Annotated in this window: 13 protein-coding genes; 5 read left to right on the top strand and 8 right to left on the bottom strand. The window is 61.1% G+C overall.

The features are described from left to right. Complete coding sequence (locus tag R0J92_RS15405; protein WP_411052286.1) at nucleotides 1–123, top strand: entericidin; 123 nt, start codon at nucleotides 1–3, stop codon at nucleotides 121–123. Between the two features lie 58 nt (nucleotides 124–181). Here R0J92_RS15405 and R0J92_RS15400 read toward each other — a convergent pair whose 3' ends face one another. From R0J92_RS15400 to R0J92_RS15375, 6 genes are all read right to left on the bottom strand, one after another. Next, nucleotides 182–1,210 (bottom strand): AbrB family transcriptional regulator, encoded by a 1,029-nt coding sequence (locus R0J92_RS15400; protein WP_411052285.1) that lies wholly within the window; start codon nucleotides 1,208–1,210, stop codon nucleotides 182–184. Continuing rightward, nucleotides 1,197–1,964 (bottom strand): citryl-CoA lyase, encoded by a 768-nt coding sequence (locus R0J92_RS15395; protein ID WP_411052284.1) that lies wholly within the window; start codon nucleotides 1,962–1,964, stop codon nucleotides 1,197–1,199. Before R0J92_RS15395 ends, R0J92_RS15400 begins: the two co-directional genes overlap by 14 nt. Continuing rightward, nucleotides 1,961–3,148: a CaiB/BaiF CoA transferase family protein gene (locus R0J92_RS15390; RefSeq protein ID WP_411052283.1), complete on the bottom strand. Its 1,188-nt coding sequence runs from the start codon at nucleotides 3,146–3,148 to the stop codon at nucleotides 1,961–1,963. Before R0J92_RS15390 ends, R0J92_RS15395 begins: the two co-directional genes overlap by 4 nt. Further along, nucleotides 3,138–4,658 carry a tripartite tricarboxylate transporter permease gene (locus R0J92_RS15385; protein ID WP_106164925.1) on the bottom strand — a complete coding sequence of 507 codons (1,521 nt, stop codon included), beginning with the start codon at nucleotides 4,656–4,658 and terminating at the stop codon, nucleotides 3,138–3,140. The genes R0J92_RS15390 and R0J92_RS15385 overlap by 11 nt, the downstream gene beginning before the upstream one ends. A gap of 12 nt (nucleotides 4,659–4,670) precedes the next feature. Then, nucleotides 4,671–5,156, bottom strand: a complete 486-nt coding sequence (locus tag R0J92_RS15380) for a tripartite tricarboxylate transporter TctB family protein (RefSeq protein WP_106164924.1) — start codon at nucleotides 5,154–5,156, stop codon at nucleotides 4,671–4,673. A gap of 86 nt (nucleotides 5,157–5,242) precedes the next feature. Continuing rightward, nucleotides 5,243–6,223 carry a tripartite tricarboxylate transporter substrate binding protein gene (locus tag R0J92_RS15375; protein ID WP_106164923.1) on the bottom strand — a complete coding sequence of 327 codons (981 nt, stop codon included), beginning with the start codon at nucleotides 6,221–6,223 and terminating at the stop codon, nucleotides 5,243–5,245. Between the two features lie 102 nt (nucleotides 6,224–6,325). Between R0J92_RS15375 and R0J92_RS15370 the strand changes: the two genes are divergently transcribed. The 3 genes from R0J92_RS15370 to R0J92_RS15360 are packed head-to-tail and all read left to right on the top strand — an operon-like array spanning nucleotide 6,326 to nucleotide 9,365. Then, the gene (locus tag R0J92_RS15370) at nucleotides 6,326–6,991 is read left to right on the top strand and encodes a response regulator transcription factor (RefSeq protein WP_106164922.1); all 666 of its coding nucleotides are present in this window, start codon (nucleotides 6,326–6,328) and stop codon (nucleotides 6,989–6,991) included. Then, complete coding sequence (locus tag R0J92_RS15365) at nucleotides 6,988–8,373, top strand: sensor histidine kinase (RefSeq protein ID WP_317384627.1); 1,386 nt, start codon at nucleotides 6,988–6,990, stop codon at nucleotides 8,371–8,373. The genes R0J92_RS15370 and R0J92_RS15365 overlap by 4 nt, the downstream gene beginning before the upstream one ends. After that, on the top strand, nucleotides 8,343–9,365 hold the full coding sequence (locus R0J92_RS15360) for an ABC transporter substrate-binding protein (RefSeq protein ID WP_317384628.1): 1,023 nt from the start codon (nucleotides 8,343–8,345) through the stop codon (nucleotides 9,363–9,365). Before R0J92_RS15365 ends, R0J92_RS15360 begins: the two co-directional genes overlap by 31 nt. 8 nt (nucleotides 9,366–9,373) lie before the next feature. On the opposite strand, the gene R0J92_RS15355 is transcribed toward R0J92_RS15360, so the two are convergent. Both R0J92_RS15355 and R0J92_RS15350 read right to left on the bottom strand, forming a co-directional pair. Next, nucleotides 9,374–11,758, bottom strand: coding sequence for a transketolase (locus R0J92_RS15355; protein ID WP_411052282.1), 2,385 nt, complete (start codon nucleotides 11,756–11,758; stop codon nucleotides 9,374–9,376). A 9-nt stretch (nucleotides 11,759–11,767) separates the two neighbouring features. Further along, nucleotides 11,768–12,970, bottom strand: a complete 1,203-nt coding sequence (locus tag R0J92_RS15350; protein ID WP_411052281.1) for a methionine gamma-lyase — start codon at nucleotides 12,968–12,970, stop codon at nucleotides 11,768–11,770. 115 nt (nucleotides 12,971–13,085) lie between these two features. Between R0J92_RS15350 and R0J92_RS15345 the strand changes: the two genes are divergently transcribed. Beyond that, the gene (locus tag R0J92_RS15345) at nucleotides 13,086–13,544 is read left to right on the top strand and encodes an Lrp/AsnC family transcriptional regulator (RefSeq protein ID WP_106164974.1); all 459 of its coding nucleotides are present in this window, start codon (nucleotides 13,086–13,088) and stop codon (nucleotides 13,542–13,544) included. The last annotated feature ends 44 nt before the right edge of the window (nucleotides 13,545–13,588 follow it).

Here is a 13,588-nt window from a genome sequence, read left to right as displayed (position 1 = left end):
ATGATCTATCTTTCCATGGTTGCCGTGATCGGCTTGGCAGCCTGTGAAACCACCGAAGGTCTGGGGCGCGACGTCTCCAACCTCGGCAATGAGATTGAGACGGAAGCGCAAGAGGCGCAATAACCCTTGAAGTCTCGTCCCGAACACCCCGGTGCCATTTCGCACCGGGGTGTTTTTGCGCCTAGGGGCGTTTCACGCTGCTCAGCATCAATGGCATCAATATCGTCAGGATCATCAGGCGCATGACGTGATGGGCTGCGACAAAGGCCGGGTCGAGGCCAAGCGTCACAGCGATCGCCGCCATTGCCTCCACCCCACCGGGTGCAAATGCCACGATAAGCAGAGCCGGTGACATGCCCATGATCTGCATGCTGACCGCGATCGCCACCAGCGTGATCAGCACATTGGTGCCCGTCACCCAGAGCCCGGCCAGCAGATCCAGCCGCAATTGCGACATCTTCTGCCCGACGAAACGCGACCCGATCAGCGTCCCCATGACCAGAAATGCGACAAAGGTCGCTTCCTCCGGAGGACGGCCCGGCGTCACTGCAAAGATGTGACCCAAAGCGCTGCACAGGATCCCGGCGAGGAGATAAGCCGCTGGCACTTTCAGCCAGCTGAACAGGACCCCGACCCCCAGGGTCACCCCTACCAAAAGCGCCAGTTGCCACAGGCTCAGCACGTGATCCGGCATCAACTCCACCCCGGTCGCGCCAAAGACAGACGCGACGAGCACCGGAACACAGAGCGTCAGGAACAGCACCCGGATGCTTTGAACGATGGCGATACGCGAGGTCTGCCCATTATCGCTCAGCGACAACGCCAGCACATAGCTCAGATGTCCCGGCGCCGCAGCCAATATCGCATCCCGCGGGCTGAACCCCATCCAACGCCGCAATCCGAACCGGCAGATTTGCATAGAGACAAACAGGCTCACAGCGAGGATGGCGATGGTCACCGGCCAGGCCAGCGCGGTGGCCAGCATTTCACGGGTCACGCTGCTGCCGATGTTTATGCCCAGCAGCACAAAGGCGGTGGTCCGCAGCCAGACCGGCATAAAAACCGGCAACCCAAAGAGTGCCGCTACGGAGACAGCGGCCGCTGATCCGGTCAATGGGGCGGATGGGAAGCCGATGATTTCAAATATCAGGGTGCCCAGCATCGCCACAACAAGCGCGGCGGCCAGGCCAAATGCGTCACGAGCCGTCATATGTCCATCTGTATTTCGGTGGCGTTGGTCCCTTGTTCCGCCCGCCTTGTTGTTGTTGCTCCCAGGCATGGGAGAGAATGCCCACCGACCGGGACAGGCAGAACAGCCCGCGCGCCAAGGGCGGAGCAAAGCCCAGTTCTGCATAGATCACGGCGGTGGCGCCGTCGATATTCATCGGCAGAGCAACGCCTTTTTCAGCCGATATCTGCGCCTCGATCGCTTGTCCGATGTGCTGAAAACGGCCCGAAACGGCGCCTTTCTCCGCCGCCTCGGCAACCAATGCCATCAGGCGCGGCGCACGCGGATCGGTGGGTTTGTGGAACCGGTGACCAAAACCGGGGATGATCTTGCCATGTTCCGCACGCCAATCGTCCAGCGCCGTGGCCAGATCCCCCGCGTGGGCGTCGACGTGGTGATACAACTCCACCGCCTGCTCTCCCGCCCCGCCATGCACATCGCCCAGCATATTGATCGCCGTGGCCATCGCATTGTTCAAGGGCAAGCCGCATGTCACCGCCATGCGCGCCGCCGCGATCGACGGGGCCTGTGGGCCATGATCCACAGCCGAAACCAATGCTGCCTCGAACAGATGCGCCTGCGCGGGTGTCGGCCGGTCACCCCGCACCATCAGCCAGATCATCTCGGCAAAGCTGACGTTGCCGATCAGATCCTGCACGGGAGTTCCGCGCAGGTCTATACGGCCCGGCTCCATGTCGATGATGGACGTGCGCCACCAGTCACTCACATCGCTCATATCACGCGCTCCCGTCTCAGGGTTTCGATCTCATCCGCGCTCAGGCCGATGTCCTGCCAGATGCTGTCATTATCTGCGCCCAAGGCAGGCGGCGCTTGATCCGGAACGGGTCGATGGGTGCCAAACCGCACCGGCGCGCCTGCCAGCGTCAGCGGCGCGCCTGCGGTCTCGACCTCCGCGATGAGACCGCGATCTTTGATCTGCGGCTCCTCCAGTATCTGCGGCACCGTCAGCACCGGCCCCGATGGCACGCCAAGCGCATTCAGTTCCGCCACCCACTCCGCAGCGGGCCGGGTCCGAAGGACGCTTTCCAGCTCTGCCCGCAGCATGTGACGGTTGCGTTTGCGATCCTCTCGGGTGGCATAGTCCGCATGCGCCAGCAGATCGTCGCGCCCAAGATGCTGCGCCATGGAGTGCCACTGCTCATCCCGGTTTGCGGCCACATTGATCGGCCCATCCGCGCAGGCAAAGGTGCCCGAGGGCGCGGATGTGGTGTTCTCATTGCCATACGCACCGGGGGTTTGACCCGCGATCAGGTGGTTGGACACCACCCATCCCATGGTGGAGATCACCGCCTCGGTCATGGAAATATCCAGAAACGCGCCGCGCTCCGGATCATTCAGTGCCGCCGAGATTGCAAAGGCTGCGGTCATGCCGCCCACGGTATCTGCCAGCGGGTAGCCCACACGCAACGGCGCGCTATCGCCATCGCCGGTGATCGACATCACGCCGCTGATACCCTGCACGATCTGGTCATAGGCGGGGTTGTCCTTCCACGGGCCGTCCTGTCCAAAGCCGCTGATGGCGCAGTAGATGAGGCTGGGGTTTTCCGCCCTCAGCACCTCATACCCGAGGCCAAGGCGGTCCATCACGCCGGGGCGGAAGTTCTCAACCAAAACATCAGATGTGCGAACAAGGCGCTTTAGCAGCGCCTTGCCCTGTTCGTGTTTCATGTCGAGGGTGACAGATTTCTTCTGCGCGTTCTGCGCCAGAAAGCTCACCCCCATCAGGGACTTATTCCGCTCCGGATCCGCCCCGAGTTGTCGGGCCAAATCCCCGGTTCCCGGGCGCTCAACCTTGATGACCTCCGCCCCCAGCAGGGCCAGCTGATAACAGCAATACGGCCCCGCGAGCACATTGGTCAGGTCGAGGACCCGGACCCCGGAGAGCGGCTTAATCCCCATCGGCCACCCCGGCAGCACGGGCACGGGCGCGGCGGGCACGGTAGCTTGGCACGATCACCAACAGTGCAGCCAGTACCAGCAGGCCCAGCGTCATCGGACGGTCAAGGATGAAGGAAATCCCGTCATACAGTTGCATCGAACGGGCGAAGTTATCTTCCAGCATCCGGCCAAGGATGAAGCCGATGAGCAGCGGTGCCAGCGGATAGTCCGCAAAGCGCAGCACCGTCGCACAGATGCCAAAGCCGACAAGGATCAACAGCTCTGTCGCGTTGTTCTGTCCGATATAGGACCCCATCAGGGTGAAAAACAAAATGAACGGGATCAAATAGTTGCGCGGGATCGACAGAACCTTGGCGATATAGGGAATAAGCGGCAGGTTCAGCACCAGCAGCACAAGGTTGCCGATATACATAGAGATGATAACCGCCCAGAAGATATGCGGGCTGTCGATCATCAGGCGCGGACCCGGTGTGACGTTGAGCGCGATCAATGCGCCCAGCAAGATCGCCGTGGTGCCGGACCCCGGAATACCCAGCGTCAAGAGTGGCACAAACGAGCCGGTACAGGCGGCGTTATTGGCGGTCTCGGGTGCGGCAAGTCCCTTGATAGAGCCTTTGCCGAACTCTTTTTGCTCTTCTTCCGTGGCGATGTTGCGCTCCACCGCATAACCAAGGAACGATGCAATGGTTGCGCCCGCTCCCGGTAGAACACCGATAAAGAACCCCTGAATGGACTGACGTCCGATCACCGGCGCAATCTTGCGCGCCTCTTGTCCGGTGATGCGCAGGCCGGTGATCTTGCCACCGTTCTCACCACCCTGAGCCGAACGGCCCGGGTTCATCACCAGAAAGATTGCTTCGGGCAGGGCAAACATCGCCATCGCGAGCGTAATGAAGCTGAGGCCGGATTGCAGATCCATCAGACCCATCGTGAAACGCGGCATGTTGAATAGCGCGCCCTCACCCACCGTGGCCATCATCAGGCCCAGAAGCGTCATCATCAACGCCTTGGCCACATTGCCGGTGCCGGCAAAGGCCGCGATCGCCGACAGCCCCACGACCATCAGCGCGAAATACTCGGCCGAGTGGAACAGCAACGCCACCGTCGACAACATCGGCGCAAAGACCATCAAGAGGATCGCACCGACAGTGCCCCCCATGAAGGACGAGATCGCCGCAATGGTCAGCGCCTTGCCGGCCATGCCGGCGCGCGCCATTGGGTAGCCGTCGAAACTGGAGGCCACGGTGCCCGCGACCCCCGGCGCGTTGAGCAGGATCGATGAGGTCGATCCCCCGAAGATCGCACCGTAGTACACCCCAGCCAACAGGATCAGCGCGGCAGAGGGGTCACCCAGCGTAATCGCGACCGGGATCATGATCGCGATGATGGACATAGGGCCAAGCCCCGGCAGCATCCCGATGAACGTCCCGATCAGACAACCGCCGATCACCATCAGGATATTTGTAACTGAAAAGGCCGTAGAGAGGCCGATCATCAAACCTTCGAGCATCTGAGCCTCCGATTATCCGAGAAAGAACGGCAAGGGCCGCAAGAAGATGCCGAGCACGCCCTCAACAAGATACCAGACAATGCCAGTAGCGAGGGCGGCGACGGGGATCAGGATCCACAGCTTGCGCTCGCCGAGGATCATCGCACCGACGGTCAAGAACCCTGCAGTGGACAGCAGGAACCCCGCCGGACGCAGCAGCAGCGCATAGGCCACCATCAACCCCAGCAGCAATGCAGCCTGGCCGATATTGTAATCCCCGAGGCGCCGATAATCGATGTCGGGTGTTTTCGCCTCGCTACTGGGTTTTTCAAGCCCCAAGAGGATAACCAGAGACGTCAGGATCGACAGAACTGCCAGAACCTTCGGGAATGTGCTCGGCCAGATCGGGTTTCGCTGCATAAACGGCGGCAAAAGCTGATCCATGGTGAAAAAAGCCGCATAGCCATAGGCCAGGGCGATGCCGAGAATGATCAACGCGATCCAACGGTCGAGCGCCATGATCTCCTCCTGTGTTGAGTGGGGGGGTATGGGAAAGGGTCCGGCACCTGACTGTGGTGCCGAACCGGATCGTGTGTGTCGCGCGCTTAGAGGAAGCCCAGCTGCTTCATCAGGTCGCCGATGGTCTTTTCCTGACCTTCAAGGAAGCTGCGGAAGTCATCACCGGAATTGTGGATGTTGACCCAGCCATTTCGAGCGCGAACATCTTCCCACGCATCGGTGTCATACATCTTGGCCAGCGCGTCCTGATAGGCGGCCACTTTATCCTCTGACAGACCCGGTGCGCCGAAGAAGCCGCGCCAGTTCACAAAGGTGGTGTCGAGGCCTTGCTCGCTCATGGTCGGCGCCGTGTCATAGGCGGGCACGCGTTCGTCTGCGGTCACACCGAGGATTTTGACTTCGCCCGCGTCGGCCAAAGCGATGGCTTCGGAGAAACCAGTGGACAGCGCCTTGATCTCGCCAGACAGCAGCGCAGCCATTGCCTTTCCGCCCGCGTCATAGGGGATGTATTTCAGCGCAGTCGGATCTTCGCCCGCCGATTGCATCACCATGGCCGCTACCAGGTGGTCCATGCCGCCTGGAACGGAGCCACCACCCACAGCCGTGCCGCGCGGATCTTCGCGGTAGGCTTCAAGGAACTCTTCCATATTGTTGATCGGGCTGTCCTTGGCCACAACCATAGCCGCATAGTCCCCGATCGTGCCGGCAACCAGGGTCAGATCACGGAAGTTGTGCGGGAACACACCCGTCAGCGAGCGGATCACGATGGGTGTGGAATTCACCATCAGCGTGTCATCCAGGCTCTCGGCGTTCTCGATCATATAGCCGATCGCCTTACCGCCGCCGCCGCCAGACATGTTTTCATAGGATGCGGTGCCAACAAGGCCGCCTTTGGTCAGGGCCTCACCAGTGCCGCGCGCGGTGCCATCCCAACCGCCACCGGCACCGCCGGGGATCAGGAAATGGACTTTGTCGAGAACTTGCTCGGCACTCGCCGGTGTCCCGAATGTCAGGGCTGCCGCAGCAGCAGCCATCAGGGCGCGACGGCCCAGCGCAAAAGATGTCATAATGTTCCTCCCATTTGACAAACACGCAATAGCGCGCTCATGAAGAATGGTATCCCGGCCCAAGCTGACACAAACCTGACACGGAGCAGATGTTTCACCCCCATGCGGTACTTACTCGTTGAAGATAACGATCAGCTTGCAAACGCGGTGCTGGATCGACTGACGCTTGACGGTCATGTTGTGGATCGGGCAGCGGACCTTGGTACGGCCGATGATTTCATCGCAACAACCGAGTACGACTTGATTCTTCTCGACATCATGCTGCCCGATGGGGATGGGCGACAATTCCTGCAATCTCACCGCGCCGCCCAGCGCGACACGCCGGTGATCGTTCTGACGGCACGCTCGGAGGTCTCTGACCGGGTCAGCGTTCTGGACCTGGGTGCCGATGACTATATCGTCAAACCCTTCGATTTTTCCGAGTTGGAGGCCCGCTGTCGGGCCGTTCTCCGGCGACGCAGCGGCGGGGCAAGCAACATTCAGAGTTTTGGAGATGTGGTTTTTGATCCGCTGGCCTGCACGCTGACCGTTGATGGTCAAAAAATCCGACTTCGCAATCGGGAGTTGCGCCTATTCGAGATCTTCATCGGTGCACCGGATCAGGTCTTTTCGAAGTCAAAACTGGTGGATCGGCTGTTTTCCTACGATGTAGACGCTTCTGAAAACGCAATTGAAGTCTACGTCGGGCGACTGCGCAAACACCTTGAGGGCGCACAGACGCAGATCGTCACCGTGCGGGGGCTCGGCTATCGGTTGAGCACATCATGAACACGCGAATCCTGCTGCGCGGCTCCATTCGACGACGCCTGATTATCCAGTTGCTGACCGGCGCGGCGCTGCTGGCGAGCCTGATGTTTCTGGTCGTGCAGAACTACGCCCGCGACCTCGCCGGGCAAAGTCAGGACGAGATCCTCTCCGCCTCGATGACGGCCATTCTTGATTCTGCATCGGTGCGAAATGGCGATCTGACCGTGGACATTCCCTATTTCGCCTTCTCGATGCTCGGCAATATCAGCGAAGATCGCGTATTTTATGCCATCACCCGTAATGGCGCTTTCCTCACCGGCTATCCTGACCTACCCAAGCCCGTTGCAAGCAGCGGTATCGCGCCGCGGTTCCAGACCGCGCGCTATGATGGCGAGGAAATCCGCATGGCCACCGCCACCCGGCGCCTGTCGGTCAGCGGCACGCCAGATTTTGTAGAAGTGACGGTCGCGCAAACACGCTACGGGTTGCGTCAGCAACTGGCCGGGATTTCACAGACTGTGGCCGGGTTTGGTATCGGTTTTTTTGTGATTGCAGCGGTATTTGGCATTCTTGCAGCACAATCCGCGATCCAACCTCTGCGCCAGCTGGCAGGCTCTGTTTCGCGAAGGGGGCTTTCCGACCTGCGGCCCGTCTCAGCGCCGGTTCCGGCGGAAATGGAATCCCTCGTAGGCGCGCTCAATGGCTTCATGAGCCGTCTCAAAACATCGCTTTCGCGCTCTGAAGATCTGATTGCAGAAGCGGCGCATCGGGTACGCACGCCCCTGACCACCGTGCGCACTCAGGCCGAAATCACCCTGCGTCGCGTCGACAAGCCGGAGAATCGCCAGGCCGTGCGCGAGATGATCCGCGCCATCGACGAAAGCAGCCGCGCCGCCGGGCAGCTGCTGGATCACGCCATGGTGTCCTTTCGATCTGACCATCTGGAGCTTGAAGATATTGAACTCACCCGATTGGCGCAGGATGCCGTGTCCCGGCTGCGCCCGATGGCGGAACTGCGCGACATCGATCTGGAAATCCATGTGCCGAACACCGCAATGACGGTGAAAGGTGATCCCATCCTGATGCAGAGCGCCCTGTTAAACCTGCTCGACAACGCCATCAAATACTCTCCGCCAGACAGCTGCGTGCATGTTGTTGTGCGTCTCAAAGCAGACGAAGGCGAAATTACGGTCCGCGACGAGGGCGCAGGTTTTCCCAAGGCCGACATGGGCCGCCTCACGCGGCGCTTTGTGCGCGGCGGCAATACGGACGCAGTGGTCGGATCGGGTCTCGGTCTGACCATCGCAAACGAGGTCGCCCGCGCCCATGGCGGACGCCTTTTCCTGACCAACCACAGCGATAAAGGTGGCGCATGCGCAAGCTTGTCTTTTCCATTGGCCTGATCTTTCTCGCACTCGTGCCCCCGGCCCATGCATTTGAAGTCGAGAACCACATTAGTGTCGGACCTGCCGATGCCCGCCGCGTTCTGCGTGTCATTTCTACGGGTGATGCCGAGTTTTTTGAGCCGACCCTGCGGGACTTCCTGCACGACCTTCCCGACGTTCGGATTGAATACACCGTGGCCAGTTCCGGCGAGATGATGAAAGCGCTCGACGAGGAAGGCGTCGACATGGATCTGGCGATCTCCATCGCCACAGACCTTCAGACCAAGTTGGTGAACGATGGCGAGGCGCAGCGCTACAGCTCTCCGACCACGGAGCGGTTGCCCGCGTGGGCACGCTGGCGCGAACACCTCTTTGCCTTCACGCAGGAACCTGCGGCGGTGGTGCTGTCACGCAAAGCACTGGCTGGTTTGCCACTACCTGAAAACCGTCAGGACCTGATCGCGTTGATCCGCGACAATCCCGAGAGATTTCAAAACAAGGTCGGCACCTATGACATCCGCACCTCTGGCCTTGGCTATCTCTATGCCACGCAGGATGCGCGGACCTCGGAAACCTATTGGCGGCTGAGCGAGGTGATGGGATCGGTCGGCGTACGCCTCTACTGTTGCTCCAGCCAGATGATCGACGATGTCGCCTCGGGCGAATTGGCGATGGTTTACAACGTCTTGGGCAGCTATGCGCGCGAGAAGAGCAACACGGATGATGTGATTGTGCTGCTGCCGCAGGACTACACCGTCGTCGCCTTGCGCACAGCCTTCATTCCGCGCGACAGCAAATCGCCCGAGTTGGCGGGGCTGATGATTGACCACCTGATTTCACGCGGATGGCAGGCGGCGCCCGGTGCGTTTTCAGTCCTGGAAACGGACTCCTGGAGCGACGACACCCAGGCCCTGCGTCGTATCCGCATGGGGCCTGGGCTTTTGGTCTATCTGGACGCGTTCAAGAAAATCGCATTCCTGCGCGAATGGAGCAGCGCCGTCTTGCAGTAGGCCGCACCTCAGCCCGCTTGACCACCGGGAATGCGGCGCGCGCCCACCGTCAGCTCACCCACCGAGCGCGCCAGACTGTGGCGGTCGAGGCCAAAGTGGCGGTAAAGATCGCCGATGGTACCCGTCTGGCCGAAGTGTTCGACGCCATGCGACACCACCCGGTGCCCGGCAACCGATCCCAGCCACGACAATGTCGCGGGATGGCCATCAATCGCGGTGATCAACGTGCAATGGCCCGGGAGGTCCCCGAGTAGATGCTCCACATGCGACACGGCCTTTGAGTTGCCGCGCGCCCGTTCACGCTGCGCCGCCGTCCAGCCCGCGTTAAGACGATCCGCCGATGTGACCGCAAGCACTGCAACATCACGGCGATGCTCACCAACCAGACCGGCCGCCGCAATCGCCTCATCCGCGACCGCGCCCTGATAGGCGATCACCACCGAGCAATTCGGTCCCGGCTTGCGCAACCAATAGGCCCCATCAATCGCCCCTTGGCGGAAAGCATCATCGACGCGCTGCCCCGGCTGCTCCAGGGGTTTGGTGGTCAGCCGCAGATAGACCGACCCGCCGGTCTCATCCCGCAGCCAAGTGCGTTCGTCCGGGTCGCCGTCGCCATCGCGCTGCATGTAGTCAAAGGCCCATTCCATGATCACCGCAAGTTCGTCCGCAAAGGCGGGCTCAAAGCTCGCCAACCCGTCCTGCGCCATGCCCGTAAGGGGCGTGCCGACAGATTGGTGCGCGCCGCCTTCTGGCGCCAGCGTCACACCCGAGGGCGTGCCAACGATCATGAACCGCGCATCCTGATAGCAGGCGTAGTTCAGCGCGTCCAAACCCCGGTGAACGAAGGGATCATAGACTGTCCCGATCGGGATCACCCGCTTGCCCCAGAGGCTATGCGACAGGCCCGCCGCGCCCAGAAGCAGGAACAGGTTCATCTCGGCGATGCCAAGTTCGACATGCTGACCTTGCGGGTCAAAGTTCCACTTGGCGGTCGAAGGAATGCGATGCTCGATAAACGCATCCTTCTGTGCCTCTCGCGCAAAGAGCTTGCGCCGATTGACCCATGGCCCAAGCCCCGTGGTGCCGGTCACATCCGGCGAGGTGGTCATGATCCGCGCCGCCAGATCGCTGTCGCCCCGCGCCAGATCGTCGAGGATCTTGCCAAAGGCCATCTGCGTTGAAATCTCGCGGCTGCTGTCCACCGCCACCGCCGGCACCGAAAGCCGCGCGTCCGAGTAGCGCCGCGCCCCCTTGGCAAAAAACGGCACCTGATCGAGGTAGGCCTGAAAGCCCGCGGCATCTGAAACGGTTGCCATGGGCTCCCACTCCTGCCCCTCGGCCACGCCCATATGGGTCTGCCACTCTGCCATTTGCGCCTTCGTCATCAGGCCGCCGTGGTTGTCCTTGTGGCCCGCAATCGGCGTGCCCCACCCCTTGATCGTATACGCAAGGAAACAGGTCGGGCGGTCGTGGTCGATTGCGGCGAATGTGTCCGCCATGGTCTCCACGCAATTGCCACCGAGGTTCTCCATCAACGCCGCCAGCTCCGCGTCGCTGCGCTTGTCGATCAGCGCCGAGACCGCGCCCTGATCGCCCAGATCCTCCATCAGCCGTTTGCGCCAATTGGCCCCGCCCATATAGGTCAGCGCGGAATATTCCACGTTTGGGCAGGCGTCGATCCAGTCGCGCAGGGCCGCGCCGCCGGGTTCCTCAAAGGCGGCCCGTTGCAGGGCGCCATATTTGACCCGCACCACATCCCAGCCGAAGGCCTCAAAGATCTTCTCGACCCGGCCAAACAGCCCTTCGCGCACGATGCCATCAAGGCTCTGACGGTTGTAATCGATGATCCACCAGGTGTTGCGCAGGTCGTTCTTCCAACCCTCCTGCAACACCTCGTAGATGTTGCCCTCGTCCAGCTCGGCATCGCCCACCAGAGCCACCATGCGGCCCAGAGGCACATCCGCCCCCCAGTCCTTGGCAGTGATGAAATCCTGCACCATGGACGCAAGCGCGGTGATCCCCACACCAAGCCCCACAGAGCCGGTGGAGAAATCCACATCGTCAATGTCCTTGGTGCGGCTCGGGTAGCTCTGCACGCCGCCAAAGCCGCGGAAATTCTCCATCTTCTCGCGGGTTTGATTGCCCATCAGATACTGCATGGCGTGGAAAATGGGCGAGGCATGCGGTTTCACCGCCACCCGGTCCTCGGGCCGGAGTGCAGAGAAATAAAGCGCGGTCATGATCGACACCATCGACGCCGAGGACGCCTGATGGCCGCCGATCTTGATGCCGTCTTCCTTGGGCCGCAGATGATTGGCGTTGTGGACCATCCAGTGGGACAGCCACAACAGCCGCTGTTCCACCGTTTTCAGGTGTTGGATCTGGTCGGACATCTCGCCCCCTTACTCTGCCGCTTGCCGCATCTCGGGCGACAGCGCCTGATGAAGGTCGTCGAGGATATCCGCAACCTCTTCCAGCCCCACTGACAAGCGTACCAAGCCGTCGCTGATGCCATGCTCGGCGCGTTCTTCGGGCGTGTAGGTGGAGTGTGTCATCGAGGCCGGGTGCTGGATCAGCGTCTCTGCATCGCCCAGTGACACCGCGCGCTGGATCATCTCCAGCCGGTTCATCAGGCTGATGCCCGCTTCCATGCCGCCCTCAAGTTCAAAGGCGATCATGCCACCCGGTTTTGCCATCTGATCCTTAGCGATCGCGTGCTGCTCAAAGCTCTTGAGGCCGGGGAAATGCACCTTGGCCACTCCTGGCTGCGCTTCCAGCCATTCTGCGACAGTTTGGGCAGAGGCACAGTGACGGTCCATCCGCAGTGCCAGCGTTTTCATGCCGCGCATGACCAGCATCGCGTTGAACGGCGCCATCACCGCGCCGGTCATGTCCTTCATGCCGACCAGGCGGATTTCGGCGATCTGCTCGGCGCGGCCTGCGACCAGACCCGCAACCACATCGCCATGCCCGCCAAGGTATTTGGTCGCCGAATGCAGCACCAGATCCGCGCCCAGCTCGATCGGACGGGTCAGATAGGGCGTGGCATAGGTATTGTCGACCACCACCTGCGCATCGACGCTATGGGCAATCTCGGCAGCCTGTTTGATGTCCACCAGCCGCATATTGGGGTTGGCGGGCGTCTCAAAATAGACCACGCGGGTCTTGTCGCTGACGGCGGCGCGCAGGGCGTCCGCGTCGGTCATGTCCACATGGGTGACGGTGACACCCCATTTCGACAGACCATGGCGCATATAGGCAAAGGTGCAGCCATAGAGCGTCTTGTCGACGATGACCTCGTCACCGGGGCTCAAGAGCGTCCAGAGGATCGCCGTCACAGCTCCCATGCCACTTGCCAGCGCCAGACCGGCCTCTGCCCCTTCCAGCGTTGCAATGCGCTGTTCCAGCAGGGCGCAGGTCGGGTTTGAGATGCGGCTGTAGACATGCCCTTCACGTTCGCCCGCGAACATCTCGCCCCCGGCTTCAGCGTTTTCAAACACGAAGGTCGAGGTGAGGTGCATCGGCGGCGTCAGCGCGCCCTCGTTTTGCATCGGGTCATACGCGTGGTGAATGGCGCGGGTGGCAAAGCCTTTGGTGTCGGACATGTGGGGGTCTCCTTCCTCATTTGTCCGCCATGATGCGCCCCCGCGTGAGGCGTTAGATTGCAAAAGATACCAACATCACCGATCATGTTAGCAGATTCTGCCAATGGACAGCAAAATGGACTCAAAAGATCGCCAGATTATCCGCGTGCTTCAAGCCAATGGTCGGATGACCAATCAGGACCTTGCTGAGGCGGTGAGCCTTTCGCCCTCGCCCTGCCTGCGCCGGGTCAGGAACCTTGAGGCCGCCGGTGTCATCCGGGGGTATAGCGCCGATGTGGACGCGCGGGCCTATGGGCTGCCCATCACGGTGTTTGTGCGCGTCAAGCTGGAGCGCCACAATGAGGAGGACGTGAAGAATTTTGAGCGCCGCGTCCATATGATCGACGAGGTTCTGGAGTGTCACATCCTGACAGGGGCCACGGATTACCAACTGCGGGTGGTGGTGGCAGATCTGGACGCCTACGAGGATTTCATCCGCAACCGCATCCACCCGATCGGTGGTATTGCCTCGATTGACACCAGCTTTGTCTACAGCACGGTCAAGAACACCTCGGTCTTTCCAAGGCTGGGATAGAAGCGGCCCCGGAGTGTCCCCGAGGCCGCTGATCTGTTTGGTGG

The sequence above is a fragment of the Tritonibacter sp. SIMBA_163 genome (genome assembly GCF_046535935.1).
Lineage (GTDB): Bacteria > Pseudomonadota > Alphaproteobacteria > Rhodobacterales > Rhodobacteraceae > Epibacterium > Epibacterium scottomollicae.
This window is presented reverse-complemented; position numbering and strand designations above follow the sequence as displayed.